The sequence below is a fragment of the Bacillus sp. JFL15 genome (genome assembly GCF_001184225.1).
GTDB classification, from domain to species: domain Bacteria; phylum Bacillota; class Bacilli; order Bacillales; family Bacillaceae; genus Bacillus; species Bacillus siamensis.
This window is the reverse complement of record NZ_KQ236689.1, coordinates 3550073-3576214: the sequence shown is the minus strand read 5'-3', so window position 1 is coordinate 3576214 and position 26142 is coordinate 3550073. Positions and strand designations below refer to the sequence as shown.

Sequence of the window (26142 nt, the reverse complement as noted above, 5' to 3'; positions counted from 1 at the left end):
TTACCTTTTTCTGTATTGATGTTATCGTTTAAATATACATAAAATTTAAAAGAATAGGGAGTGGGAAGATGGCACATGTATTGATGATCGGCTTTCCGGGAGAAGGCCATATCAATCCGTCTTTAGGCGTCGTAAAAGAATTGAAGGCAAGAGGGGAACATGTCGTATATTACGGCGTGAAGGAATATGAGAATAAAATCGTGTCAAGCGGAGCGGAATTCCGTGAATATGAGGATTTCCGAAAAGATGAATTCGGAAAAAACGCAACGGGTGATGAACAGCGGGACGCTACAGAGTTTTTACTATTAATGATTGAGACTTCCAAAAAAGCCGCACTCCGCATTCTTGAGGATGTAAAAGATGAATCCTACGACTACATCATATACGATCATCATTTTCTGGCAGGCAGGCTTGTGAGAAACATGCTGAAACTGCCGGCATATTCACTTTGTACGACATTTGCGATGAATGAAGCATTTATTAAAGAAGTCTTCTCAAATATAAACCTTGTATCAGAGGAATCATCCCATTATCCGGCTTATACCGAAGCGGTCAGCCAGCTCAACGAAGAATTCAGCACAGACATTAATACGCCGTATGATATTTTCTCAAATGACGGCAGAAAAACCATCGTGTTTACTTCAAGAGCGTTTCAGCCGAAAGAAGAAGAGTTCGGAGATTCTTATCTCTTTGTCGGTCCGTCCATAACCGACAGGGAGGCGTCCCATGATTTCCCGTTTGAACAGCTTGAAGGGGAAAACGTCCTGTTTATTTCAATGGGAACGATTTTTAACAACCAGAAAGAATTGTTTAATAAATGCTTAAAAGCAGCCAGAAGCTTTAACGGGAAAGCCGTCATGTCAATCGGCAAACATCTTGACCCGGCTGAGCTGGATGAAATTCCGGAGAATGTCATTGTAAAGCCTTATGTTCCGCAGCTTGAGATTTTAAAGAGAGCGGACTTATTTATCACGCACGGCGGAATGAACAGTACGAGCGAAGGCCTTTACTACAAAACCCCGATGATCGTCATTCCGATGGGCGCAGATCAGTTCGCCGTCGGAAGCCAAGTGGAAAACACGGGAGCGGGCAAGATGTTTAAAAAAGAAAATGTGACAGTGGAATTGCTTACTGAAGCAATAAAAGAATTGAGTGGAAATCCTGAATATCAGAAAAAAGCTGATGAAATCGGAGAATCCCTGAAAGCGGCCGGCGGAGCACAGCGTGCAGCGGAATTGATATTAGAAGACGTGAAAACTGCCGTGACCCGGGTGCTGTAATCGCTCATTACCTGCTTCCTTTAAAGGAAGCGGGCTTTTTTTTGCCTGTTTTTCGGGAGGATTTTTCCTGCCGCAAAGAGAATTGTATGAAAAACAGACAAGAAAGGTGGAATGTCGCGGAAAAAAGCCATGTTATGAAAATGATTCCAAAGTCTTTTGTGAAATGGTCTCTATTTATGTAAAATGTGTGGCATTAGTGATGATTTAAGGTGTAAATGAAACGGAAATGATGTCGACTTCTGCATGAATCCTGTATAACAGGCGGCGTTTGAAGAAAAGGAACGCCCCTTTCAGCAATGATAAATAGGAGGTTTTTCGTTATATGAAGAAAAAAATCGCAGCCGGTCTGGCTGTATCTGCAGTAATGACTTCAACCTTCGCCGTGCATCCTGCTGAAGCAAAAACCATTCAAGTAAAAAACGGCGATTCTCTTTGGAAGCTTTCCCGGCAATATCATACAAGCATTTCAGCCCTCCAGGTGGAAAACAAATTGAAATCAACGATACTTTACCCCGGACAGCGGCTGAACATTCCTGACGGCAGCAGCACACATAAAACAAAACAAAAGGAAAAACGAAGCACGGGCGCTTACACGGTTACATACGGAGATTCCTTATGGGTGATCGCAAAAAAATACCGCATGAGTGTTTCGGAGCTGAGAAGCCTGAACCGTTTGAGCTCAGATGTCATCTATCCGGGCCAAAAACTGAAAATTAAAGGTTCTGCCCCCGGCACGGACAGAGGCGGCAAACAGACCAAACCTGATAAAGCCGCATCAGGGACTTACACTGTAAAACCGGGTGATTCGCTGTGGAAAATCGCCAATCAAATCGGCATCACCATCGCTGAACTGAAAAAGCTGAATCAATTAACGTCAGACTTGCTGTATCCGAACCAAGTGTTAAAAACCAAAGGCTCTCCACATAACGGAAACAGCGGCACGACACCGCCATCTCATCCAAACCCTTCTGAGAAGCCGTCCACATACAAAGTAAAAGCAGGCGATTCCCTCTGGAAAATTGCCAATCGGTTCGGCATCACCGCCCAGCTCATCAGAGAAAAAAATAAACTGACAACTGATGTGCTGCAAATCGGACAAGTTCTCGTGATAAACGGGACGGAAAAAACAGAAGACCCTGTGCGCCAGCCGGAAAACAAGCCGGCAAAGCCAAACAAACCTCATACTCCCGAACCTCCGGTGACAGGGTCAAAGATTGACAGAATGATAGGCGAAGCAAAAAAATATGTCGGCGTGCCTTACCGATGGGGAGGCAATACGCCTGCGGGGTTCGATTGCAGCGGCTATATCTATTACCTTTTAAATAAGGTAAGCTCTGTTTCCCGTCTGAGCACCGCCGGATACTGGAATACAATGAAACAAATCAGCCAGCCGTCAGCAGGCGACTTCGTCTTCTTTACGACATATAAAGCGGGTCCTTCTCATATGGGAATATATTTGGGCGGAGGAGATTTCATTCACGCAAGTTCCTCCGGGGTTGAAATTTCAAACTTAAGCAATCCATATTGGAAAAAAGCTTATTTAGGAGCGCGCAGTTATTTTTAAAAAAAGCCTTTCGGGGCTTTTTTTGTTTACCATATTTATGTTTTGACAAGACTGATTGATAAAAATAAGGGGGAGAAAGCATGAACCGTCTCTTGCTTTTTCTCATGCTCGCATCAATCACGCTTGGCGGCTGCGGAGGCAGTCCCGCTCCAGTTCCTCCTAAAAAACATGAAGAAAGCCGCGCATTGGAGGCGTCAGCATACCGCGAGCATGCCGGACTCATCAATCAAAAAGGTAAAAACATCGGATATATTGAAGTGAAAGATTCTGATGAGGAAGGGTCAGACATCCATATATCAGCAGGACATCTGCCGCCGGGCGCTTCTCTCGGGTTTCATATTTATGATAAAGGGGTGTGCCAGACACCTGATTTCGAATCAGCCGGCGGCCCGTTCAACCCTTTGAACAAAGAGCACGGCTTCAACAATCCGATGGGGCATCACGCCGGGGATCTCCCCAATCTTGAAGTGGGGGCTGACGGTAAAGTAGATGTCATAATGAACGCGCCGCAGACTTCTTTAAAAGAAGGAAGCAGACTCAGCCTGCTTGACCGGGACGGGAGCGCGTTCGTCATTCATGAACATACGGATGATTATTTAACAAACCCGAGCGGAAATTCCGGAGCCAGAATCGCCTGCGCTCCTCTGACAAAAAGCGCCCGCAGGGAATAAGCCCTTTTGTATTGAGTATACAAGGGCTTTTTTAGTATACTCGGTTATGGAATATGAATGGAAAGGAAACATCACCTATGACTTCAGAATTACAGCACTTATCACTGCCCCAAGATATACAAAACAAACTGCAAGCTTATCAGAATCATCCCGTTTCCCAAGAATTTCAGGATTTAATCGGATCATCGGGCTATGAGGCCGAAGATAAAGCGATTATATTCGATGCGATCATCGCTTTGACAATGGGAAAAAATATCTTATTAAAAGGACCTACGGGTTCAGGGAAAACAAAATTGGCGGAAACGCTTTCGAACTATTTTCATAAACCGATGCACAGCGTCAACTGCTCCGTAGACCTTGATGCAGAAGCGCTTGTCGGTTATAAAACGATTGAAAATGAACACGGAAAGGCGACAATTGAATTCGTTCCCGGACCGGTAACAACGGCAATGAACGAGGGGCATTTTTTATACATTGACGAAATCAATATGGCAAAGCCTGAAACCCTTCCGATTTTAAACGGCGTGCTTGATTACAGAAAAATGATGACGAATCCGTTTACAGGAGAAGTAATTAAGGCGAGCGAAGGATTCGGTGTCATCGCCGCCATTAATGAAGGCTACGTCGGCACGGTGCCGCTGAACGAAGCCCTTAAAAACCGCTTTGTCATTATTGATGTTCCGTATATTAAAGGAAGCCTTCTGAAGCAGGTTCTGACCTCTCAGTCTGTCTTAAAAGATGAGAAATTAATTGAACGTTTCATGACATTGTCTTCTGATTTAATCGCACAAGCGCATAACGGACAAGTGTCAGAGGAAGCGGCGTCAATCAGGGCTCTCATTGATACGTGCGACTTGGCTGCGTATATTCCGCCGAAACGGGCGATTGAAAGAGGCATCGTGGAAAAGCTTGATGACGACAGAGAGAAAGCCGCTGTCAGAAATATTGCAGAAACGCTGTTCGAATGAGGGATATACAATGAAGTTTATCAAATTTAACGACAGCACGATCGATTCGTTTTTGTTCATGATGCTGACTGATCTGGCCAAAACACTGACCAGAAGCAGTGAAGTGGAAGTGGAATACGGCGTGCAGTCTTACTACAATCCCTTTGAAAAGAAAATTTACATGAGCCACTTTTGGAAAGACAGATCAGCCGGGGATATGGAAGCCGGCTTGAAAAGCGATGTGTATTTGCGCGCTGTCGGAACACGTAGCAGCTCATTCCGTGAATTTGCCGGGTTTTTAAATGACGTCCGCCGGCACTTCACCCGCCAAAGCTTTGCAAAGCAGCTGTTCATGCTGCTTGAAGATATCAGAATTGAAGAGCTGATCAAAAAAGAGCGGCCGGGAACGAAACGTGTATTTCAGAAGCGGAGAGAAATGTACAGGAAATACTTCACAACACAGCTGACATTGAATTTGGAACGGAGTATTTTCACCGACGCTTTGTATTGCGCGATGTTTGTCAAACTGACGGCTGAGTCTCCGCTTGAAGGCATTCCCTCCATGCAGGAAGATATTGATATGATGATACCGTATATTGAACGCCAGCTCATCCGGGTTTATGAGGCCGAATCTACGCAACAGATCGCAAAAATAACAGAAGACCTCATGGAAGGCCTTGATGAAGTGCTGGAGAAAGATATGCTGAACACCTATTTCTTTCTGCCGGAACTTGATTACGAAAAAGCGGCTGAAGAGCCTTTATTCGAAAGCATCAAAAGAGCGCCGTCATTAAGCGACGATATCACGCTTCCTGAGTCTTCCGACGGAGATGAAGATATCCATGAAGAGAAAATGAATACGTGGCACCGGGAAACTGAAGCGCCGTCAAAAAGTTTCCTTCAATTTGATATTGAACACGGCGCGAAATCAGACCTTGGGAATGACGCCGCCAGAGAAGGCGATGACGGTGATCAGGCGCTCGGCTCCGTTCAAGGCTCAGCACGCCAGACGAAAAGAGAGGATTATTCCCAGCTGGAAGCGCTTGAATCCAGACAGGATGAACACGGGGGAGCGGGACTGGCTGACGGAAAAGAAAACAAATTTGCCTTCCCGGTTTACCAAACACCGCACAAAGCGTCTCTGGAAGATGAACAGTCTTATAAAGAGCAGGCGAAAACGATAGAATCATATCAAAAGCGCCTGAAGCAGATGATACAAAAAACACTTGAGCACAAAAAGACGCTCCCGCGGACCGATCTTCATGCAGGCAGGCTGAACCGCAAGCTGCTCCGCTACTTTACGGAACGGAATCCGCGCCTTTTCTATAAAAAGCAGGATCCGTCTTCAGAAATTGACGCTGTGTTTACATTGCTTGTCGATTGTTCGGCCAGTATGTTCGACAAAATGGATGAAACAAAGAGAGGGATCGTCCTTTTTCATGAAGCATTGAAATCAGTGTCCGTTCCGCACCAGATCGTCGGTTTTTGGGAGGATACAAACGAAGCGACCGAAACGAGCCAGCCGAACTTCTTCAATACGGTGATTCCGTTTGAAGAGTCGCTGCTGCAGGCGGCGGGTCCTTTGATCATGCAGCTTGCGCCGGAGGAAGATAACAGAGACGGATATGCCATCAGACAAATGACAAAACAGCTGATGAGGCGGAGTGAGGCACAAAAATTTTTAATCGTGTTTTCAGACGGGGAGCCCGCAGCGTTCGGCTACGAGCAAAACGGCATCGTCGATACGAGCGAGGCTGTCATCGAAGCGAGAAAAAGAGGGATCGAAGTCATAAATGTTTTTCTGTCCAATACCGCGATAGAAGAATCCCAGATGAAAACCATTCAGGATATGTACGGAAAGTACAGTATTTTTGTTCCGGATGTCGATCAGCTCCCCGATGTGCTGTATCCGCTCTTGAAAAAACTGCTTCATAAAAGCATAGGATAAGCTTTTTCCTATGCTTTTTCGCTTTTTATTTTAAAATGATTTAATTTTTTCGTTATGGATATGTTTTTTTTACTATTTTGTGAACAATCAAGGTAGAATCCAAACGCAATCAGTGGTAAAATATCCTTGGAAGCGTTTTTATTACATAATTTTGGGCACAGCGTTCAAAAGTTATTTCAAGATAGTGAAATGATCACTTGATTATCTAGGTTGGGGGTAATATTCAAATGTTTCAAAATAATATGAAACAAAGAATGAATTGGGAAGATTTTTACGGACCGAACCTCGGCTACGCACTGGAGCTGTACGACCAATATGCTGAAGATCCAGACAGCATTGATCCGGATCTGAAAGACATGTTTGACGAACTCGGCGCTCCGCCAAGCCAGATAAAAGAGGCATCGGGAACAAAGGAACAGGGACGCGTCACCGCAGATCTGATTCAAAAGATCGCAGCAGCAGTTAAACTTGCAGAAGATATTCGAACCTATGGCCATCTGAACGCTTCCGTCAATCCGCTCAGAAAGGATCAAAAAAAGAGCGAGCTCTTTCCGTTATCCGAGTACGGGCTTACAGAAGAAGAACTGAAAGCAATACCCGCGTCTGTCATCTGTAAAGACGCACCTGCCAATATAACGAACGGCTTAGAAGCCATCCAGCATTTACGCAATACGTATAAAAGAACCATCTCCTTTGAATTTGACCATGTGCATGATTTTGAAGAGCGCGCATGGATTACAAAAATGGTTGAATCGGGAGAACTCTTCCGGAAAAATTCACCGGAAAAACTGTCAGCCGTTTTAGAAAGACTGACGGAAGTAGAAGGATTTGAACAATTTTTACACCGGACATTCGTCGGTCAGAAACGTTTCTCAATTGAGGGATTAGACGCGCTTGTGCCGGTTCTTGACGACATTATCGCCCAGTCTGTGAAAGCAGGCACAACCAATGTCAATATCGGAATGGCGCACAGAGGCCGTTTAAATGTCCTCGCGCATGTGCTCGGAAAACCATATGAGATTATTTTCTCAGAATTCCAGCACGCGCCGAATAAAGATCTTGTACCGTCTGAAGGCTCGACCGGAATCAGCTACGGCTGGACGGGAGATGTAAAATACCACCTCGGTGCAGACAGACAGCTTCAGGATGCCGAAACCAAAAGCGCGCGGATTACGCTCGCGAATAACCCGAGCCACCTGGAATTCATCAATCCGATTGTTGAAGGAAGTACGCGGGCGGCACAGGAAACAAGAACGCAAAAGGGGTACCCGGTTCAAGACGAAACAAAATCGCTCGCCATTTTAATTCACGGTGACGCAGCGTTCCCGGGAGAAGGAATTGTCGCTGAGACGCTGAACTTAAGCTCTCTGAAAGGCTATCAGGTCGGAGGGGCCATTCATATCATCGCCAATAATATGATCGGCTTTACAACTGAAAGCGATGAATCCCGTTCTACAAAATATGCCAGTGATTTGGCGAAGGGCTATGAAATCCCGATCGTTCACGTCAACGCGGATGATCCTGAAGCATGCCTGTCAGCCGTTAAGTTTGCGGTCGAATACCGGAAGCGTTTCAATAAAGATTTCTTAATCGATTTAATCGGTTACAGACGGTACGGCCACAATGAAATGGATGAGCCGTCCACGACACAGCCGATGCTGTATGACGCCGTCAGAAAACACCCGACTGTCAAGCGGATCTTTGCGGAAAAACTCGTAAGTGAAGGCCTGATCAGCGAGGAAAAAGCGCAAAACATTGAAACGGCAGTGACAAAACGTATTGAAGACGCCTATAAAAAGGTGCCCGCCAAAAAAGAAGACGCCGTACGGGAAATCGAATTGCCGGAACCGGTGTCCAACGGTTTTCCTGACGTTGACACAGCCATTGATTTTGATGTTCTCCGCAAGCTGAACGGCGAACTCATCAACTGGCCGGAATCCTTTAACGTGTTCGGCAAGCTGAAAAGAATTTTGGAAAGACGCGCCAAAGCGTTTGATGATGATCGTAAAGTGGAATGGTCATTGGCTGAATCGCTTGCGTTTGCTTCCATTTTGAAAGACGGCACGCCGATCCGGCTGACCGGACAGGATTCAGAGCGCGGAACGTTCGCTCAGCGAAACCTTGTGCTGCATGACAGCGAAACAGGAGAAGAATTTGTTGCACTCCATCATTTAGACGACTGTGCTTCTTCATTTACGGTGCATAACAGCCCGCTTTCTGAAGGGTCGGTTCTCGGCTTTGAATATGGGTACAACGTGTATTCACCTGAAACGCTCGTGATGTGGGAGGCGCAGTACGGGGACTTTGCCAATGCGGCTCAAGTCTATTTTGATCAATTCATCTCTGCAGGACGGGCAAAATGGGGACAAAAATCAGGATTAGTCATGCTGCTCCCTCACGGTTACGAAGGACAGGGGCCTGAACACTCCAGCGGCCGCGTCGAGCGGTTCCTGCAGCTGGCGGCAGAAAACAACTGGACGGTGGCCAACCTGACAAGTGCGGCTCAATATTTCCATATTTTAAGAAGACAAGCGAAAATGCTGCTTCGTGAGGAAATCCGCCCGCTTGTGATCATGACACCGAAGAGCCTGCTGCGCAATCCGAATACGGTATCTGAAGTGCAGGAACTGAGCGAAAGCAGATTCAAGCCGGTCTATGAGCAATCCGGTCTTTCCCACGCTTACGAAAAAGTGACCCGCGTCGTGTTATCAAGCGGAAAAGTGTCAATTGACATCAGCGATCACTTTAACAAAATGGAAGGCGATAAAGATTGGCTTCATATTGCCAGAATCGAACAGCTGTATCCGTTCCCGGCAAAAGACACGAAAGAACTTTTCGCCAAACTGCCGAACCTGCAAGAGATCGTTTGGGTTCAGGAAGAGCCGCAGAACATGGGGGCTTGGAGTTATATCAGCCCGTATCTGACGGAAATCGCGCCGAAAGGAGTAAATGTTCAATACATCGGCCGAAGAAGACGATCCAGTCCCGCAGAAGGAGATCCGACAGTCCACAAAAAAGAACAGGAACGCATTGTATCTGATAGCTTGACTCGCAAAAACTAAGGGGGAAATGTAAAAATGGCGGAAATTAAGGTACCTGAATTAGCAGAATCAATCTCAGAAGGAACGATAGCCCAATGGTTAAAGCAGCCCGGTGACTATGTAGAACAGGGTGAGTATTTGCTTGAACTGGAGACGGACAAAGTAAATGTTGAATTGACAGCAGAAGAATCGGGTGTTCTAAAAGAGGTATTGAAAGATTCGGGTGATACCGTCCAAGTAGGAGAAATTATCGGCACCATTACAGAAGGCGCTGGCGAAAGTTCTGCACCTGCCCCTTCAGAAAGTGCTCCAGCCAATGAACAAACGAAAGAGGAAGCAAAAGCTGAACCGGCTGCTCAAGAAGTCAGCCAGGAAGCACAATCAGAAACAAAATCAAAAACGGTTGCGTCTCCGGCTGCACGCAAGCTGGCAAGGGAAAAAGGAATTGACCTTTCACAAATTCCGACGGGGGACCCGCTCGGCCGCGTACGCAAACATGATGTGGAAGCTTATGAAAAGCCGGCTCCAAAACCTGCGGCACAGCCGAAACAGCAGGCTCAAAAAACACAGCAAAGCTTTGACAAACCTGTAGAAGTTCAAAAAATGTCCCGCCGCCGACAAACGATCGCGAAACGATTGGTTGAAGTGCAGCAGACTTCTGCAATGCTGACGACGTTTAATGAAGTGGATATGACGGCCGTTATGAATTTAAGAAAACGCCGTAAAGACCAATTCCTTGAGCAAAATGAAGTAAAACTTGGTTTCATGTCTTTCTTCACAAAAGCCGTCGTGGCAGCATTGAAAAAATATCCGCGCCTTAATGCTGAAATTCAAGGCGATGAGCTGATCGTGAAAAAGTTTTATGATATCGGTATCGCTGTCGCGGCTGAAGAAGGGCTTGTCGTCCCAGTCGTGCGTGACGCTGATCGTCTGACATTCGCCGGCATTGAAAGAGAAATCGGCGAGCTTGCGAAGAAAGCGCGAAACAATAAATTAACATTAGGTGAGCTGCAAGGAGGCTCCTTCACGATCACAAACGGAGGTACATTCGGCTCGCTTATGTCAACACCAATCCTAAACAGCCCTCAAGTCGGAATCTTAGGTATGCATAAAATTCAGCTGCGCCCAGTAGCGATTGATGCCGAGCGCTCTGAAAACCGTCCGATGATGTACATCGCTTTATCATATGATCACAGAATTGTAGATGGCAAAGAAGCGGTCGGATTCCTTGTCACCATTAAAAACCTGCTTGAAGATCCGGAGCAGCTGTTGCTGGAAGGATAATTAGTGTTAGATAAAAAGTACACTGCTTTTACAAGCGGTGTACTTTTTTTATTGAGGAAGGGGAGAAATGCAGATGAAAAACTATTATCCGCTTGAGATTGAATTTGAACATAATGGAGAAGGGCATTCTATCACGCCGGTTCTTCTGCAAGACGAACATGACACGATTTTAATAGACTGCGGATATCCCGGTTTTACAAACCATCTTCAACATGCTGCTGCCCGGCACGGTATGCCGCTTCATTCATTGACAAAAATCATTGTAACGCATCACGACATAGACCATATCGGCTCACTCACTGCATTGCTCCGATTGTATCCGGATATCAGCGTGACAGCACACGAACATGAAGCGCCGTATATTGACGGCTCCAAAAAATCTTTACGGCTTGAACAGGCTGAATCAACGTTTTGTTCATTGCCAGAGGAAGCAAAACCTCATGCAAAACAGTTCATCCGCTCGCTTCAATCAGCCGAATCGGCTCCGGTTCACCGGACAGTTACTGACGGCGAGCTGCTTCCTTGGTGCGGAGGCATTCGCATTGTGGCCACGCCGGGTCATACACCCGGCCATATCAGCCTTTATCTGCCTGCCGAAAAAATAATGATCACAGGCGATGCGGTCGTTATTGAAGACGGAAAGCTGAACCTTGCTCATCACGGTTATACGTTATATATGGGAGATGCGGTCCGTTCCGTAGAGCGGCTGCTCGATTATGATATCAGCCAATTGATTTGTTATCATGGAGGTTTATTTCAGGGGAATGTAAAAAAAGCGCTTTTGCGCCTGTTTCGTGATCTGCAGAAAAAACAAGGATAGAGCGGCAGCCGCCCTATCCTTGTTCAGTTATGAAAGCGGAATCTTTGCTGTTTCATCCTCTTCTGCGCTGTTATTCCCTTTTTTCTTAGACCAGTAGGTGGCAAGAGCAGATCCTGACAGATTGTGCCATATGCTGAAAATCGCACTCGGTACGGCTGACAGAGGGGAGAAGTGTGCTGTCGCAAGCGCCGCGCCCAGTCCGGAGTTTTGCATCCCGACTTCGATCGCAATCGCTTTTTGCGAAGCATAATCCATTTTGAACAGCTTTGCGGTCAGGAATCCTAACAAATATCCGATTCCGTTATGTAAGATGACGACTGTCACAATCAGCAGTCCTGATTGAAGCAGATGTTCACGATTTACGCTTACAACAGAGGATACAATCGCTACGATGCCGATTACCGACACGAGAGGAAGCGCGTGAACGGCTTGGCCGACTTGTTTTTTGAAGAGCAGCTTCACAATTACACCGAGGATGATCGGTAAAAGCACGGCTTGCATAATGGAAACAAAAAGTGAGCCGAAAGAAACAGGGAGCCATTCTTTTGCAAACAGCATAATAAGTGCCGGCGTTACAATAGGAGCAAGCAATGTTGAGATTGTAGTGACCGCAACTGAAAGCGCCGTATTGCCTTTTGCCAAAAAGGTCATAACATTTGAGGCGGTGCCGCCCGGACAGCATCCGACCAAAATGACGCCCGCTGCAATTTCTGCGGGGAGGCGGAGCCCGGCTGATAAACAGAAAGCCGTAAGCGGCATAATCGTAAACTGAGCAACGACCCCGATGATGACATGCCAAGGTTTCCTGATTAATTCCTTAAAATCGTCTGTTTGAAGAGTAAGCCCCATTCCAAACATAATAATACCTAGAAAAACCGTCATATAAGAACTGATCCAAGAAAACAAATCAGGATAGGCAAATCCTAAACCAGCAAAGACGATCACCCATAAGCCGAAAGTTTGTCCCGCAAACCCGCTTATTTTTTTCATCCATTCCATAAACACAGCTCCTTTTTCATCTAATCAATCAAGTCAGAAAATCTGACTGACTTTTCTGTATTCCATTATAAATAATATTCTGAATAATTCAATATTAAATATAAGTTTTTTATAATTATATTATGTCAACTAATGTCTTCTTGACTATTCAGACATATATTCTTACAATTGATTTTTATACTGAAATGAATTGGGAGTGCTGAAGTGAAAGAAGCTAATCAATGGTCATCTAAGCTGGGATTTATTTTAGCTACGGCCGGCTCTGCAATCGGGCTCGGCGCAATATGGAAGTTCCCTTACGTAGCGGGAACCAGCGGAGGCGGCGCTTTTCTGCTCGTTTTTATTTTATTTACGATTTTAATCGGACTGCCGCTTCTGCTTGCTGAATTTATTATCGGCAGAAAAACGCAAAAAAACGCCGTTGAATCTTATAAGGCGCTTGCGCCGGGGAAAAAGTGGCATTGGATCGGATATCTCGGAATCATTACGTGTTTTATTCTATTATCCTTCTACAGCGTAGTGGGGGGATGGATATTAATCTACATTATAAAGGGCTTTACAGGCGGTTTATCGCTCACATCCGGATTTGATACGTTATTTATCGATACCATTTCAAACCCTTATGTAGCGGTTTTCGGCCAGCTGCTGTTTATCGTGCTGACGATTTTAGTTGTTGCAAAGGGGGTAAGCAGCGGCATCGAAAAAGTAAGTCAGGTGCTGATGCCGGCTCTGTTTATTCTCTTTATTCTTTTAATGATCCGCTCCGTTACGCTTCATGATGCAGCGAAGGGGTTAAAATTCTTCTTCATGCCCGATTTCGGCGCGATGGACGCCAATACCATTTTATATGCGATGGGACAGTCATTTTTCTCGTTAAGCGTCGGAGTATCCGTAATGGTTACATACAGTGCGTATTTAGAAAAAGAAGAAAATATTGTTCAATCCGCTGTATCAGTGACGGTATTAAATGTCCTTGTTGCGGTGATGGCGGGCGTGGCGATTTTTCCGGCGGTGTTTTCATTCGGCCTCAAGCCGGATCAGGGCCCGCAGCTTTTGTTTAACGTGCTTCCGACCGTCTTTAACCATATGCCGTTCGGTATCGTGTTTTTACTCGCCTTTTTGCTGCTGTTTTTATTTGCGACACTGACATCGGCTTTTTCAATGCTTGAGATTTTGGTTGCCGTTTTGTCAAAAGGCGATTCGGCAAAACGAAAGCGGTATGCATGGATTGGGGGACTTGCCATCTTTATTGTCGGCGTGCCTTCTGCGCTGTCATATGGAATGTTGAGTGATGTTTCAATTTTTCACCGCAGTATTTTTGACGCTGCGGACTTTCTCGTCAGCAATGTCTTAATGCCGCTGGGCGCGCTTTTAATTGCTGTTTTCGTCCCGCTGAAAATTCCGAAACAGGCGCTGTTTGATGAACTGAAAAGCGGTTCAGGCATTAAACGGAAATGGTTTGCAGTCTGGCTCCTGTTAATCCGTTATGTGTCTCCTGTAGCCATTATTATCGTTTTTCTGCACGTGCTCGGTATTTTTTAAAGGAAAAGAAGCAAGCCCCCGTTCAAAACGGGGGCTTTTTTAATAAAGCGGCCACATTACGCGGTGCGCTTGCTCGAACCGTTTCTCCGCCTCCCGCCAGTCAACGACATTCCACCATTGATCCACGTAAGCCGATCGGTCGTTTTTATATTGTAAATAATAGGCGTGTTCCCACACATCTAAAGGGAGCAAAGGAATGACGTCCCATTGGCTGTAAAGCTGATGCTTCTCAGCTGCCAAAATCTCCAGCCGCCCCGAGCGCGGTGCCCAGACAAGGATAGCCCAGCCAACGCCTTCGACTTTTTTAGCTGCCTGAGAAAATTGTTCTTTAAAAGCAGAATAGCTCCCGAATGATGAGTCAATCATTTGAAAGAGAGCGCCTGTCGGCCGTCTTTTTCCGTTTGGGTTCATGGAAAACCAGAAAATACTGTGCAAATAATGGCCGGCGCCGTGAAACGCCAATTGCCGCTCCCAATGCGCCACTAAGTCGTACTGTTTCATCTGCCGCGCTTTTTTCAGCTCCAGTTCAGCATGATTCAGGCCGTCAACATAGCTCTGATGGTGTTTTGTATGGTGAAGTTTCATGATTTCCCTTGAAATATGCGGTTCCAGTGCGGAATAACTGTAAGGCAGTTTAGGCAGTACATGCTTGCCGATCGGCACAAAAGCTCTGGGCTCATCCGGCTCTTCCGATTGGGTAATGTCCCGGTAAAGTCCTGATGCCTGTTCGTACCATTCCGCCTCCGTTAATCCATCATCCTGAAGAGTGTGAAAAATCCGGTCGATTTGTGCCGCGAAGCGATCGAACCGGCCTTGCTGAATGACTTGTTCCTTCAAGGTTTCACACCAATTCAGCATCTCGGTTTGATAAGCGTGCCGTTTCATTTTTCTTCCTCCTTTTCACTCACTTTCATAAAAGTGCTGAGCGCAAGCAAAGAAAATACATACGGGTAGCTGTGATACTTGATGTAAAATTGTTTCGGAAGGCCGATTCCAGTCGGATAGCTGAAAGGAGCTCCCTCGTAATGCCGGTTTTCAATAAGAAAAGATATGCCTTTTGTGATGGCCTGGTGATGTGGTTTTTCGTATTGCAGCAAGGCTTCCGCAGCCCATGCCGTCTGTATAACCGTTCCGTAAGAAAGGGGGACATAAGTTTTGATTTCTGCGCTTTTACAGGATTCTCCCCAGCTACCGTCCTCATTTTGAATAGACTTCAGCCAGCGGATCGCTTTTTTTACGGCCGGGTGGTTTTGGCTGACACCGCAAGCTTTCATACCCGTCAGCGCAGCCCACGTTCCGTAAATATAACAGACGCCCCATCTGCCGTACCATGAACCGTTCTCTTCTTGATGGCGGAACAGCCATTGGACGGCTTTTTCAATCTGGGGGTGATCCGAAGAAAGCCCCGCTTCCCCTAAACAGTGAAGCACCCGTCCGGTTAAGTCGCTTGTTGAAGGATCAATGGCAGCTTCCTCAGCCGATTCAAGCGGGAGCAGGCGGATCAGCGGATGATTGACATTTTTCTCAAAAGCAGAGAAGCCCCCGTCACTGTTTTGCATGGACAAAAGCCAGCTCAGTCCGCGTTCCCATGAGCCGGGATAAAGTTTTCGCGGAATGGCTTTAAGCACTGCCGCTGTGTCATCACAATCAGGATTATTCGTATTGATGTTTGAAAAACCCCATCCTCCCGGCTCTGCATGCGGGTTGTGGACGGCCCAATCCGCCACTTTCGTCTGCTGCCGTTCACGCAAAAAGCGGGCGGCGCTGGTTATCATCTGATCGTTATCTGAAATGCCGCTTTTCATGAGCGCATAGTTGAGAAGCGCCGTATCCCAAACGGTCGACGTGGAATTTTCCAGATACGGTATATTACCGCAAGACGTGAGTAAAGCTTTCGTGCCGGCAAGCGCTTTTCTGATAACGGGGGAGTGGCGTGATACACCGAGAGCGAGCAGGCTGTACACCATAAAAATAGTGGCGCTCGCATAGCTGTACAATGTGCCGTCTTCTTCAATCCGGTCAAGCATATATGTTTTGGCCGTACGGAGACCAAGCTGGTGAAAGGCGGCGGGAATCTGCAAAAGCCGTTTCCAATGCGCAAATAGAGAAGAGAGATCTCTGTCATCTTCCTGATCGGAACGAAGCCATGTAAACGGATTTTTGGTCATATGCGGATCTAAGTGCGCGAGAGACGGAACGTTGGGATTTTTCAGTGAAAATCTTTTATTAAGCGTCACAGCCATCGGCACAAAATGGATCCGCGCGTATGTACTGAACTGATAAAAATGCAGCGGAAAAGAGGGGGGGATCACTAAGAAAGATAATGGCAGGTGCAGTGCGGGCCAAGGATAAAGGCCGTTTGCCGCAAGCATCCACTTTGTCATGAAATGTACGTTCCGCAAGCCGCCGTTAGAGATGATAAAACGTTCGGCCTGAATCATATGCGCTTCAGAACGGTTATATAAGCCGGAAGCCAGCAAGCCCATATAGCCCTGTACAGTGGCGGTCACATTTCCCTTCCGTTCATCGGGATAATTGGCAAATGTTCCGTCCGGACGCTGCTTCGCGCGGATGCCTTTTGCAAGCTCAGCGATCAGTTCTTTATCATTGTCTCCGAGAGAAGTGAGAAGGAGGATCAGAAAGGCGTTTGTCAAAATCGGGCCTTCAAAACAAAATGACCATGAGCCGTCAGCATTTTGCTTTTCTCTTAATAGGGAGATGGTTTTCTTTTGGCGGCTTCTGACTTTTTCACGAATTGTGCTCACACTCGCTCAACTCCTTCAGAAGCATATATATTCATATGCAAAAGGCGGCATGACACAAAAAAGAAACTGCTGGCAGGCAGCAGTTTCTCGTTTTATTAATCTTCCAGACTGATCCAGACGCTTTTCACTTCTGTATAATTATCCAGCGCGTAAGAGCCCATTTCCCGTCCGAGGCCGGATTGCTTATAGCCGCCGAAAGGAGAGGCCGCGTCGAATACATTGTAGCAGTTGACCCAGATGGTGCCGGCCTGGAGACGGTCAGCAATGTAATGGGCGTTTTTCACATTCTCAGTCCAAAGTCCGGCTGCAAGGCCGTATTCCGAGCGGTTCGCACGCTCAATGACTTCATCTACCGTATCATACGGAATAGCGGCTAAAACCGGGCCGAAAATTTCTTCTTTTGCGATGGCCATGCTGTCATCCACGTCCGCAAATACTGTCGGGGAGACAAAATACCCTTCTTCAAACGGACAGCTTCCGCCTGTAACGGCTTTGGCGCCTTCTGCTTTTCCTTTTTCAATATAAGAAAGCACGCGTTCATGCTGTTCCTTACTGACGAGCGGACCGATTTGCGTATCTTGGTGAAGACCGGCTCCCTGCCGAAGTGATTTCGCATATGAAACCATTTCGCTTACAACCTCATCATATTTATCTTTGTGAATGAAGACACGGGAGCCGGCACAGCATACCTGCCCCTGATTAAACATGACCCCGTTTAAAGCGCCGGGAATGGCTTTTTTCAAGTTGGCGTCAGGCAAAATGATGTTAGGTGACTTACCGCCAAGCTCCAGCGTTACGCGCTTGATACTTTTCGCGGCTTTCTCCATAATTTTTTTGCCGATTTCTGTAGAACCGGTAAAAGCGAGTTTATCGACATCGTCATGGTTGGTCAGCGCTTCCCCGGCCGTCTCGCCGAACCCGGGAACAATATTGATGACGCCGTCAGGAAAGCCCGCCTGATCAATTAATTCAGCTAAATAGAGGGCGGTCAGCGGTGTCTGCTCCGCCGGTTTCAAAACGATTGTACATCCTGTGGCAAGGGCGGCGCCCATTTTCCACATCGCCATAAGGAGCGGGAAGTTCCAAGGGATGATTTGCCCCACGACGCCGACAGGCTCATGACGGGTGTAATTAAAATATGAGCCGGCGACCGGAATCGTTTGTCCGGTTATCTTTGTGGACCACCCGGCATAATAACGCATATGTTCAATTGCCAGCGGAATATCTCCATTCGTCGTTTCATTAATCGGTTTCCCGTTATCAAGTGTTTCAAGCTGCGCGAGTTCAGTCTTGTGCTCTTCCATTAAATCGGCAAGCTTATACATCAGCCTGCTTCTGGAAGCGGCCGGCATAGTGCGCCATTCGCCGTGATCAAAGGCTTTGCGTGCCGCTTTCACTGCACTGTCAATGTCTTCTGCCTGTGCCTCGTAAAGCGTCATCAAAGTTTCTCCGGTTGCCGGATTCGGTGTGACAAAGGTTGATCCTGAAGCGCTCGGAACAAATTTTCCGTCAATATAAAGCTTCTTCGTGCCTTGCAAAAATGTTTCCAGCCTTTTTGTGATCTGCATCGTTAAAGAACTCATTCGTAACAAACCTCCCGAAATTTTTTATGGTCTGTTTTGAGCATCTTGATGTCCGCGCAAAGTAAGCGCATACAGTCATTTTATAATACAGACCCAAGTAAAATCAATTGATAACCGTTATTGCAATTCACAAGAAAAAACGGCTACAATAAGCTTATCGATGAAGAAAAGGAGTTTTACAGATGATTCATAATAATTGGCAGACAAAAGAAAGTGTTAAAAAGGTAAAATGCGTACATACAGATGCGAAAAAATACATTGTCAAAAACGTACTGACGCCCGGCAAAGAGTATGAAGTCAAAAATGAAACAGAAGAATTTATTTTTGTCGTGGACAACACAAATAAAGTCGGCGGCTTCTACAAAGAGTATTTTGAAGAAGTCTAAAGCTGAATGAATTTATTTTGCTTCAGCATGTTCGGAAAAAGGCACAGACAAATAAGGAACAATTGAAGATACAGATCGTTGATGTTTTGTTGAAACCGCGGCATTCAGAGGCCGCGGTTTTTTACGGCGATAAGAAAAAACTGACTTTTCGAAAAAAATATGGTTTTCTTGAAACCTTTTCTTCTGCAAAACCGTATTACTTCATAACAGAGCACCTTTCGCGAAAAGGCCTATCCGATGAACGTTCTGAAAATGTAATCTGTTCGTAATGGTTTAAATGCTGTCTATGTCGTATTCTTATATAGGGATAAAGAACTTATTTTTTTATGTATTTGATAAAATATAGTATAGAAGCAGAAAGTGGGGTTCTTCATTGGGAATTTTTTCTGTCAGCAGATCAACCGACACAAAAAAGCTGGAGGCTTTGCTCGTTGAGGGAGAACGGATCGAAACGATTTATAAACTGCGGGTTGACCAAATATGCTTTACAAATAAACGAGTGATTTTCTTTGATAATAAAATGTTCTCCAAAAAGAAAGTGCGCGTCTTCCTTCCATATAAAACAATTGAAAGCTTCGCCATTCAAGAAGCAGGGATGTTTGATCCTGATACGGGCCTAGTATTAATGACAAGGGGAAAAACATTCGAATTGGAATTTGCAAAAGAAACGGACTTGACCGAGGTTCAAGCCATTTTAACAAAATACTTATGCAGCTAAATATGACATAAAAGCCATCCGAATGCAGGCGGATGGCTTTTTTATTAGATAATGCTTGTTTTTCCGGAGTTCGAATCAATGAGATCCGGATCAGCAATAGAACTGATGGGGATATAAATCGGCGCCAAATCACCATTTTCTTCACCGAATCCATAGTTAATCTTATTGGATAAAAAATAATCGATTTGCTGATACGGGCCGATCGTAATGGAAGAGCCGCGGTCGACCGCATTCACTTTAAAGCCCCCTACATTTACCAAAACCGGCGAAAACATCATAATGGGTCTCCTTTCCCGGCGGGGATTTTGCCGCATGCTGACTCGAAGGTAGACGGAGCATCAATTTGATCTCTGTCATCCACTTTCCCATTCGTGCCGAAAAAGCCGCTAGCATCCCCGAAATTCTGTCCGTACCCCTGATTCTTTTTATCGGAATTCTGCCATTCCGCCAGTAAATTCTGTCCGACATTCACCGCTGAAGCATTTTCAAAGGAATTAATTTTCAACATGAAAATATTAATATTGATATATGGAGTTGGTTGAACCACAGGCAAACCTCCTTTAATACAGGTGTATGCCGGCTGTTATGACCGTATGCTTAGACAGGAGGACGATAAAAAAATGGATTTCGACAAGATGAAGCAATGGATGGAAATGGCGCAAAACATGTCTGGCGGTGATTTTTGGAAAAACATTTTTGATGATGAGCAATTGAAGTCGTTCCAAAACGGTCATTCTCATTTTCCCTTTCAGCAGGGAGAAGGGCAAATGAGAAGGAATGAGGATGCTTTTCCTCTTATAGATATAGTGGAAACCCATGATGAACTCCAATTTTTGCTGTATCTGCCCGGCTATCGGAAACAAGATGTTCAGCTTTTGTCTTACGGAGAATATATTGTCGTAAAAGGCACGAGAAAATCCTTCTTCAATGAACAGGATTTTAAACAGAAGACCGGAAAATACGGCGATTTCGAAAAAAAACTCGACCTTCCTCATTCCGCTCAGGGAACGAAGGGGATGCAGGCGGTATTCAAAGACGGAATTTTATATATATCAATTGCTAAACATTTGGGGGATGCAAGCCATATTATTATCGAAGGCTGACCTTATTTGCGGTGCCGTCTATCAGATCTGAATCATCAATACTCATGATGGGGATAGCGACTACAGTGCAATCTCCGCTTTGTTCACCATATCCTTCATTTCTTTTATTAGCGGCAGTGCGCCTCAGTATAACGGAAGAACCGGTGTTAAAAGTCGCTCCGCTGCTGATTCCGTTCATTTTTATATGCTCAAAGTTAATAACCGATGGAAAAAACATCATCATTCACCTCCTTTTTGTATACCATGTTTATATATTCGCAATGCGGGACACCTAGAACTTTCCAAGAGTGACGGGGAAAGAAGTGATTTTCTTTGAAAAAAATAATGAAAGAGCTTTTCAAAAAAGTATGTGAAGAAGAATTAGACAGGCTTCAGAAAGTGGAACAGCAGCTTGATGAGCTTCAGAATAAATGTCATTCTGAACCGCAAACGGTTGAAGGGGAAAAAACGTATGTCCATATCGAGAGCGTAAAAGTGGACAAAGTGGAATACAACATTGACTTTGAAAAGCTGAATATAGGAGAGCTGAGCGGAATGCTGAATATCGGCGCCACATACCATACGCCGGAGCACCAACTCAAAAAAGCCTGCCCTGAAGAATTTCGGGACAACCAGGATAATGATCCGGTGAAAGAAAAAAGACAGACAAAACAGCAGACACCTAGTGTCAACATCAGGGGGAGAACACATTGAGACCCATTGTTTCAGCCGCCTTTTTTGAGGGTATGTAATAACTGAACTGAGAGCAGCAGGAATACAGACGAAAAAGGAGATGCTGAATATGTCATTATCAAAAGAACAGCGGGACAGCCTTTATCATAAATTAATCGATTTAAAGGACGATCTTCAAGGAGAATCAAAAGAAAAACATTCAATGAGGGAAGACACGGGAGAACTGTCAAACGGAGTAGATAATCACTTGGCTGATCACGGAAGCATTTATTTGGACAGGGTTACGAATCAGACCTTGGATGAAGTCGATCAGAATCTTTTAGATGAGGTGAATGCCGCGCTTGAGCGGATGGATAAAGGAACATACGGAATATGCGAAAAAACGGGAAAAGAAATCCCTTATGAAAGGCTTGAAGCCGTTCCGTACGCCAGAATGACCGTTGATGCGCAACGGGAAGCAGAGGGGGATGTGGAAACAGACGCCCCGTCATATGAAAGGGAATTTCACGAGCAGGTGAAAGACCTCTCAAATAAAGAAACCGTTGATCAAAAAAGCTCACAAACTTACGAAATTCTGGATCGCGAGCAGGATTCACAATAATATCAGCAGGTACATTCACATGTACCTGTTTTTTTATTCCATAAAAAAATCTCAGAATCGAAATAAAAACGTTGACTTTATATAAAAAAGAAAGTAACATACTATTTGTAAGTGAATATTAAAAGATTACCGGGAGGAATTTAGAATGTCTCAAGTATTATTTGTAAAATCAAGTGACCGTACGGCTGAAGAAGGCGTATCAGTAAAATTATATGAAGCGTTTCTCGCTGCTTATAAAGAAAACAATCCGAATGATGAAGTAATTGAACTTGATCTTCATAAAGAAAACCTTCCTTACCTCGGAAGAGATATGATTAACGGAACATTCAAAGCTTCAAAAGGAATTGAAATGACAGACGAAGAGAAAAAACAAGCGTCAACAGCTGACATTTACTTAAACCAATTTGTCAAAGCTGACAAAGTCGTGTTTGCATTCCCGCTTTGGAACTTCACAGTGCCTGCTGTGCTTCATACTTATGTTGATTACCTGTCTCGCGCAGGGGTTACTTTCACATACACACCTGAAGGCCCTAAAGGTCTGATGGGAGATAAAAAAGTAGCGCTCTTAAACGCACGCGGCGGTGTATATTCTGAAGGACCGATGGCATCTCTTGAAATGTCATTAAACTTCATGAAAACTGTTCTCGGCTTCTGGGGAGTTCAAGATCTTCACACAGTTGTCGTTGAAGGCCACAATGCTGCGCCTGATAACGCTCAAGCGATCATTGAAAAAGGACTGCAAGAAGCGAAAGATCTGGCTGCAAAATTCTAATCTAATTGCCGAAAACTCTTGCACCCCTATAGGGTGTGAGAGTTTTTTCTATTATATATAGAAGAAACTGGTGACAGCTTTCGCAGCAATCTTATATTGATATATTGATATTTTGTCGAAAAAACAACTTTTATCGAGAAAAAAGCATTTTTTGCACAGAAAAAAGGTTTTCTGTAAAAGAATTAACCCCCTTGCCAAAATACGACTGATGGTGTAGGATATAAGAGAAGCTACATTGTTCGTATTGTTAATTAAGTTTTAACCTTTAAGCTGTAATAGGGAGTTTTATATCGAAGCTGGAATGTCATGCCTCCATTGCAGAGGACGACAGGAACGCTTCTGCAAACACCCACTTTGAGGAGTGGTGGTTTAAAACTTTCTTACTTGCGTACGGCATACGTAGCGAAAGCCATTTCCCTTGCGGAGATGGCTTTTTATTTTGACCTTGAGCAGCGTACTTTATCAGTATGATAAAATAAAAGAATCAAAGACAAAGTGAGGTTTTACGACATATGCTGGATAAAGCCGAATCCCTTCTGGCGCATTATTTTGGCTACGACAGCCTTCGCGCGGGGCAAAAACAGGCGATACAATCAGTTGCAGAGGAGAGAACAAACACGGTCTGCATTATGCCGACGGGGGGCGGGAAATCAATCTGCTATCAGATTCCCGCACTGCTGTTTGAAGGAACCACAATCGTTATTTCCCCTCTTATTTCCTTAATGAAAGACCAAGTCGATGCGCTTGAAGAAGCGGGTATCGCGGCAGCTTATATTAACAGCACTCAGACAAGCCGTGACATTCATGAGCGCCTGACCGGTTTGAAGGAAGGGGCTTACCGGCTCTTTTACATCACGCCAGAGCGTTTGACTTCTCCTGAATTCATTCACATCCTGCAGAATATTACGGTTCCTCTTGTCGCCATTGACGAAGCTCACTGTATATCGCAATGGGGGCATGATTTCAGGCCGAGTTACCGGAACATCGAAATCCTTTTTAATGAATTAAAAGAGCCGCCCGTCATCATCGCATTAACGGCGACGGCTACGCCTGAGGTTCATGATGATATCTGCAAGCAGCTTCACATCAATAAAGAACAAACTGTGTATACCGGTTTTGCCAGAGAGAATTTAACATTCAAAGTCGTAAAGGGCGAAAACAAAGACCGTTTTATCGAGCAGTACCTGGAAAGAAATAAACACGAAGCCGGCATTATTTATACAGCAACAAGAAAAGAAACGGACCGTTTATATGAGAAATTAAAACGCAGCGGCATCAATGCCGGCCGTTATCACGGCGGATTGGCGGATGATGACAGAAAAGATCAGCAGGAGCGGTTTCTTAACGATCAGATACAAGTGATGGTTGCTACGTCCGCTTTCGGAATGGGAATCGATAAGAGCAACATCAGATTCGTTCTGCACGCCCAGATTCCGAAAGATATGGAGAGCTATTACCAGGAAGCCGGACGGGCAGGGCGCGACGGCCTCAATAGCGAGTGCGTGCTCTTGTTTTCGCCGCAGGATATTATGGTGCAGCGTTTTTTGATAGATCAATCGGCTGCCGGAGAAGAAAAACAAAAGCAGGATCTCAAAAAACTGAGGCAGATGGTGGATTACTGTCATACCGAAGATTGCCTGCAGCGGTTTATTCTGAAATATTTCGGCGAGAATGAGGCGGAAGCTTGCGGAGCATGCGGCAATTGCACTGATACAAGAAGCGCGCATGACGTCACTAAAGAAGCGCAGATGGTATTGTCATGCATCATCAGAATGAATGAACGTTTCGGAAAAACGATGGTGGCGCAAGTGCTTAGCGGGTCAAAAAATAAAAAAGTGCTGGAAAACGGCTTCAGCAGCCTGTCCACTTACGGCATTATGAAGCATCAAACCGCAGCGGAAATCAGTGATTTTATCGAATTCCTTATTTCAGATGAATACATCAGAATGGCAGACGGGACTTTTCCGACGCTTATGGTCACCCAAAAAGGAAGAGACGTTCTGCTTGGAAAGAGTGCAGTCGCGAGAAAAGAAGCCTTACAGGCCGCCGCCGTCACCGAAAATGATGAATTATTTGAGATTCTCCGGCGTCTCCGCAAAGAGATCGCAGCGGAACAGGGCGTGCCTCCATTTGTCGTGTTCTCGGATCAGACGTTAAAAGAAATGTCTGCGAAACTCCCGAAAACGGATCATGATCTTCTTTCCGTAAAAGGGGTCGGGGAACAAAAACGATTGAAATACGGAGCGCTTTTTTTAGAAGAAATCCGAAATTATGTAAGAGAAACAGAGTGAAAAAAAGTTTTTTTAGAAATTTGCACATTGTGTTTTTCATCTGCGCCGGAAAAATCAGAAGCTTGAAAACCCTTGCTGTATCAAGGTTTCAGCAAGACTTACCAAGTGAGAGAAATGTTTCATGTAAAGGAACTGTAATCTAATTCAAATCGTTTTGTTATTGAACTGACATTTTCATATGTTACGATATCACCTGTTAGCCGCCAATAAAAAGCTAACAAGGGAGGATTTACTTATGAAGAAGACGATTATGTCCTTTGTCGCAGTTGCAGCAATTTCAACAACTGCATTCGGAGCTCACGCTTCTGCTAAAGAAATCACGGTGCAAAAGGGTGACACGCTCTGGGGGATCTCGCAAAAAAACGGAGTGAACCTAAAGGACTTAAAAGAATGGAATCAGTTATCTTCTGATTTAATCATTGAAGGAGAGAAACTGACTATTTCTTCAGTAGAAACAACCACATCTGGGCAGTACACAGTGAAGCAGGGCGACAGCCTCTGGAAAATTGCTCAGAAATTCGGAACATCAGTCGGTAATCTGAAAAGCTTGAATAACTTGCAATCAGATATCATTTACGCAGGCACAACATTAAAGGTGAAAGGTCAGGCACAGGCTGCACAGCCGGCTCAAGCCAGCCAGCCGCAACCTGAACAAAAACCAGCTGCCGAGACAGAACAGCCAAAACAAGAAGCTGTCCAAAAAGAGCAGCCTAAACAAGAACCTGTTCAAGAACAACAACCTAAACAAGAAGTGAAGGCTGTCGAAGCAAAACAGCAGCCTGTTCAATCAAATACAAACCAACAAGAGCCTAAAAAGCAGCTGACAATGACTGCAACTGCTTACTCCGCTAACGACGGCGGCATTTCCGGTGTAACGGCAACCGGTGTTGACTTAAACAAAAACCCTGATGCAAAAGTCATCGCGGTAGACCCTAGTGTCATTCCGCTTGGCTCTAAGGTTTATGTTGAAGGTTACGGAGTGGCAACAGCAGCAGATACAGGCGGCGCAATTAAAGGAAATAAAATTGACGTATTTGTTGCAAAGAAAAGTGACGCTAACAACTGGGGCGTCAGAACAGTAAATGTTAAAGTGTTAGACTAGTTTCATATAGAGATGAAGAACACAAGGCGAAATGCTTTGTGTTCTTTTTTTCT

Annotated in this window: 24 protein-coding genes and 1 other RNA gene; 18 read left to right on the top strand and 7 right to left on the bottom strand. The window is 45.1% G+C overall.

Features of this window, described 5'->3' with window-relative positions; translation table 11 throughout:
- The first annotated feature begins 68 nt into the window (after window positions 1-68).
- The 8 genes from AD710_RS17380 (at window position 69) to AD710_RS17345 (ending at window position 11555) form a co-directional block, all read left to right on the top strand.
- Entirely contained in the window at window positions 69-1280 is a 1212-nt protein-coding gene (locus AD710_RS17380; RefSeq protein ID WP_049628631.1) for a macrolide family glycosyltransferase, read from the top strand.
- 322 nt (window positions 1281-1602) lie between these two features.
- Complete coding sequence (locus AD710_RS17375; RefSeq protein WP_049628630.1) at window positions 1603-2844, top strand: C40 family peptidase; 1242 nt, start codon at window positions 1603-1605, stop codon at window positions 2842-2844.
- A gap of 80 nt (window positions 2845-2924) precedes the next feature.
- The gene (locus AD710_RS17370) at window positions 2925-3515 is read left to right on the top strand and encodes a superoxide dismutase family protein (protein WP_049628629.1); all 591 of its coding nucleotides are present in this window, start codon (window positions 2925-2927) and stop codon (window positions 3513-3515) included.
- 77 nt (window positions 3516-3592) lie between these two features.
- Window positions 3593-4483 carry an AAA family ATPase gene (locus AD710_RS17365; protein WP_016936610.1) on the top strand — a complete coding sequence of 297 codons (891 nt, stop codon included), beginning with the start codon at window positions 3593-3595 and terminating at the stop codon, window positions 4481-4483.
- Between the two features lie 10 nt (window positions 4484-4493).
- Window positions 4494-6410, top strand: coding sequence for a vWA domain-containing protein (locus AD710_RS17360; protein WP_016936609.1), 1917 nt, complete (start codon window positions 4494-4496; stop codon window positions 6408-6410).
- Window positions 6411-6637: 227 nt separating this feature from the next.
- Window positions 6638-9472: a 2-oxoglutarate dehydrogenase E1 component gene (gene sucA / locus AD710_RS17355; RefSeq protein ID WP_049628628.1), complete on the top strand. Its 2835-nt coding sequence runs from the start codon at window positions 6638-6640 to the stop codon at window positions 9470-9472.
- Window positions 9473-9487: 15 nt separating this feature from the next.
- The gene (odhB, locus tag AD710_RS17350) at window positions 9488-10735 is read left to right on the top strand and encodes a 2-oxoglutarate dehydrogenase complex dihydrolipoyllysine-residue succinyltransferase (protein WP_049628627.1); all 1248 of its coding nucleotides are present in this window, start codon (window positions 9488-9490) and stop codon (window positions 10733-10735) included.
- Window positions 10736-10808: 73 nt separating this feature from the next.
- Window positions 10809-11555 carry an MBL fold metallo-hydrolase gene (locus tag AD710_RS17345; RefSeq protein WP_049628839.1) on the top strand — a complete coding sequence of 249 codons (747 nt, stop codon included), beginning with the start codon at window positions 10809-10811 and terminating at the stop codon, window positions 11553-11555.
- A gap of 27 nt (window positions 11556-11582) precedes the next feature.
- Here AD710_RS17345 and AD710_RS17340 read toward each other — a convergent pair whose 3' ends face one another.
- Window positions 11583-12554, bottom strand: a complete 972-nt coding sequence (locus AD710_RS17340; protein ID WP_049628626.1) for a bile acid:sodium symporter family transporter — start codon at window positions 12552-12554, stop codon at window positions 11583-11585.
- Window positions 12555-12758: 204 nt separating this feature from the next.
- On the opposite strand from AD710_RS17340, the gene AD710_RS17335 reads away from it, so the two are divergent.
- Window positions 12759-14096 carry a sodium-dependent transporter gene (locus AD710_RS17335; protein WP_049628625.1) on the top strand — a complete coding sequence of 446 codons (1338 nt, stop codon included), beginning with the start codon at window positions 12759-12761 and terminating at the stop codon, window positions 14094-14096.
- A gap of 39 nt (window positions 14097-14135) precedes the next feature.
- Here the strand turns inward: AD710_RS17335 and AD710_RS17330 are convergent, their stop codons facing one another.
- The 3 genes from AD710_RS17330 to AD710_RS17320 form a co-directional block, all read right to left on the bottom strand.
- Window positions 14136-14981, bottom strand: coding sequence for a superoxide dismutase (locus tag AD710_RS17330; RefSeq protein ID WP_049628624.1), 846 nt, complete (start codon window positions 14979-14981; stop codon window positions 14136-14138).
- On the bottom strand, window positions 14978-16861 hold the full coding sequence (locus tag AD710_RS17325) for a terpene cyclase/mutase family protein (protein WP_049628623.1): 1884 nt from the start codon (window positions 16859-16861) through the stop codon (window positions 14978-14980). Before AD710_RS17325 ends, AD710_RS17330 begins: the two co-directional genes overlap by 4 nt.
- A 95-nt stretch (window positions 16862-16956) precedes the next feature.
- The gene (locus tag AD710_RS17320) at window positions 16957-18444 is read right to left on the bottom strand and encodes an aldehyde dehydrogenase family protein (RefSeq protein WP_045926171.1); all 1488 of its coding nucleotides are present in this window, start codon (window positions 18442-18444) and stop codon (window positions 16957-16959) included.
- A gap of 182 nt (window positions 18445-18626) precedes the next feature.
- Here AD710_RS17320 and AD710_RS17315 point away from each other — a divergent pair, with 182 nt between their 5' ends.
- Both AD710_RS17315 and AD710_RS17305 read left to right on the top strand, forming a co-directional pair.
- Window positions 18627-18830 (top strand): DUF6501 family protein, encoded by a 204-nt coding sequence (locus tag AD710_RS17315; RefSeq protein ID WP_007407979.1) that lies wholly within the window; start codon window positions 18627-18629, stop codon window positions 18828-18830.
- A 373-nt stretch (window positions 18831-19203) separates the two neighbouring features.
- Window positions 19204-19548 carry a PH domain-containing protein gene (locus AD710_RS17305; RefSeq protein WP_003153783.1) on the top strand — a complete coding sequence of 115 codons (345 nt, stop codon included), beginning with the start codon at window positions 19204-19206 and terminating at the stop codon, window positions 19546-19548.
- 44 nt (window positions 19549-19592) lie between these two features.
- On the opposite strand, the gene AD710_RS17300 is transcribed toward AD710_RS17305, so the two are convergent.
- Together AD710_RS17300 and AD710_RS17295 are read right to left on the bottom strand one after the other, a co-directional pair.
- Window positions 19593-19826 (bottom strand): hypothetical protein, encoded by a 234-nt coding sequence (locus AD710_RS17300; protein WP_003153785.1) that lies wholly within the window; start codon window positions 19824-19826, stop codon window positions 19593-19595.
- Window positions 19823-20095 (bottom strand): hypothetical protein, encoded by a 273-nt coding sequence (locus AD710_RS17295; RefSeq protein ID WP_016936599.1) that lies wholly within the window; start codon window positions 20093-20095, stop codon window positions 19823-19825. Before AD710_RS17295 ends, AD710_RS17300 begins: the two co-directional genes overlap by 4 nt.
- Window positions 20096-20168: 73 nt before the next feature.
- Here AD710_RS17295 and AD710_RS17290 point away from each other — a divergent pair, with 73 nt between their 5' ends.
- Window positions 20169-20651 carry an Hsp20/alpha crystallin family protein gene (locus tag AD710_RS17290; protein WP_049628622.1) on the top strand — a complete coding sequence of 161 codons (483 nt, stop codon included), beginning with the start codon at window positions 20169-20171 and terminating at the stop codon, window positions 20649-20651.
- On the opposite strand, the gene AD710_RS17285 is transcribed toward AD710_RS17290, so the two are convergent.
- Window positions 20638-20871 carry a hypothetical protein gene (locus AD710_RS17285; RefSeq protein ID WP_045926173.1) on the bottom strand — a complete coding sequence of 78 codons (234 nt, stop codon included), beginning with the start codon at window positions 20869-20871 and terminating at the stop codon, window positions 20638-20640. The two genes, AD710_RS17290 and AD710_RS17285, sit on opposite strands and share 14 nt — an antisense overlap.
- A 92-nt stretch (window positions 20872-20963) precedes the next feature.
- Here AD710_RS17285 and AD710_RS17280 point away from each other — a divergent pair, with 92 nt between their 5' ends.
- From AD710_RS17280 to AD710_RS17260, 6 genes are all read left to right on the top strand, one after another.
- A complete protein-coding gene (locus tag AD710_RS17280) occupies window positions 20964-21344 on the top strand; it encodes a hypothetical protein (RefSeq protein ID WP_045926174.1) in 381 nt (126 codons plus the stop codon).
- Window positions 21345-21432: 88 nt separating this feature from the next.
- On the top strand, window positions 21433-21924 hold the full coding sequence (locus tag AD710_RS17275; protein ID WP_049628621.1) for a TraR/DksA family transcriptional regulator: 492 nt from the start codon (window positions 21433-21435) through the stop codon (window positions 21922-21924).
- A gap of 145 nt (window positions 21925-22069) precedes the next feature.
- A complete protein-coding gene (locus AD710_RS17270) occupies window positions 22070-22696 on the top strand; it encodes an FMN-dependent NADH-azoreductase (protein WP_003153791.1) in 627 nt (208 codons plus the stop codon).
- A gap of 224 nt (window positions 22697-22920) precedes the next feature.
- Window positions 22921-23106, top strand: a non-coding RNA gene (gene ssrS / locus AD710_RS19385) — 6S RNA.
- A gap of 102 nt (window positions 23107-23208) precedes the next feature.
- Window positions 23209-24987: a DNA helicase RecQ gene (gene recQ, locus AD710_RS17265; RefSeq protein WP_047474646.1), complete on the top strand. Its 1779-nt coding sequence runs from the start codon at window positions 23209-23211 to the stop codon at window positions 24985-24987.
- Window positions 24988-25222: 235 nt separating this feature from the next.
- On the top strand, window positions 25223-26089 hold the full coding sequence (locus tag AD710_RS17260) for a 3D domain-containing protein (protein WP_016936592.1): 867 nt from the start codon (window positions 25223-25225) through the stop codon (window positions 26087-26089).
- The last annotated feature ends 53 nt before the right edge of the window (window positions 26090-26142 follow it).

Excerpts from the sequence above, each read along its gene's own strand:
- AD710_RS17380 (WP_049628631.1), top strand. The coding sequence starts at position 69 with ATGGCACATGTATTGATGATCGGCTTTCCGGGAGAAGGCCATATCAAT.
- AD710_RS17275 (WP_049628621.1), top strand. The coding sequence starts at position 21,433 with ATGTCATTATCAAAAGAACAGCGGGACAGCCTTTATCATAAATTAATC.
- recQ (WP_047474646.1), top strand. The coding sequence starts at position 23,209 with ATGCTGGATAAAGCCGAATCCCTTCTGGCGCATTATTTTGGCTACGAC.
- sucA (WP_049628628.1), top strand. The coding sequence starts at position 6,638 with ATGTTTCAAAATAATATGAAACAAAGAATGAATTGGGAAGATTTTTAC.
- AD710_RS17330 (WP_049628624.1), bottom strand. The coding sequence starts at position 14,981 with ATGAAACGGCACGCTTATCAAACCGAGATGCTGAATTGGTGTGAAACC.
- AD710_RS17375 (WP_049628630.1), top strand. The coding sequence starts at position 1,603 with ATGAAGAAAAAAATCGCAGCCGGTCTGGCTGTATCTGCAGTAATGACT.
- AD710_RS17315 (WP_007407979.1), top strand. The coding sequence starts at position 18,627 with ATGATTCATAATAATTGGCAGACAAAAGAAAGTGTTAAAAAGGTAAAA.
- AD710_RS17260 (WP_016936592.1), top strand. The coding sequence starts at position 25,223 with ATGAAGAAGACGATTATGTCCTTTGTCGCAGTTGCAGCAATTTCAACA.
- AD710_RS17320 (WP_045926171.1), bottom strand. The coding sequence starts at position 18,444 with ATGAGTTCTTTAACGATGCAGATCACAAAAAGGCTGGAAACATTTTTG.
- AD710_RS17290 (WP_049628622.1), top strand. The coding sequence starts at position 20,169 with ATGGATTTCGACAAGATGAAGCAATGGATGGAAATGGCGCAAAACATG.
- AD710_RS17345 (WP_049628839.1), top strand. The coding sequence starts at position 10,809 with ATGAAAAACTATTATCCGCTTGAGATTGAATTTGAACATAATGGAGAA.
- odhB (WP_049628627.1), top strand. The coding sequence starts at position 9,488 with ATGGCGGAAATTAAGGTACCTGAATTAGCAGAATCAATCTCAGAAGGA.
- AD710_RS17285 (WP_045926173.1), bottom strand. The coding sequence starts at position 20,871 with ATGATGTTTTTTCCATCGGTTATTAACTTTGAGCATATAAAAATGAAC.
- AD710_RS17365 (WP_016936610.1), top strand. The coding sequence starts at position 3,593 with ATGACTTCAGAATTACAGCACTTATCACTGCCCCAAGATATACAAAAC.
- AD710_RS17370 (WP_049628629.1), top strand. The coding sequence starts at position 2,925 with ATGAACCGTCTCTTGCTTTTTCTCATGCTCGCATCAATCACGCTTGGC.
- AD710_RS17360 (WP_016936609.1), top strand. The coding sequence starts at position 4,494 with ATGAAGTTTATCAAATTTAACGACAGCACGATCGATTCGTTTTTGTTC.
- AD710_RS17340 (WP_049628626.1), bottom strand. The coding sequence starts at position 12,554 with ATGGAATGGATGAAAAAAATAAGCGGGTTTGCGGGACAAACTTTCGGC.
- AD710_RS17270 (WP_003153791.1), top strand. The coding sequence starts at position 22,070 with ATGTCTCAAGTATTATTTGTAAAATCAAGTGACCGTACGGCTGAAGAA.
- AD710_RS17300 (WP_003153785.1), bottom strand. The coding sequence starts at position 19,826 with ATGATGTTTTCGCCGGTTTTGGTAAATGTAGGGGGCTTTAAAGTGAAT.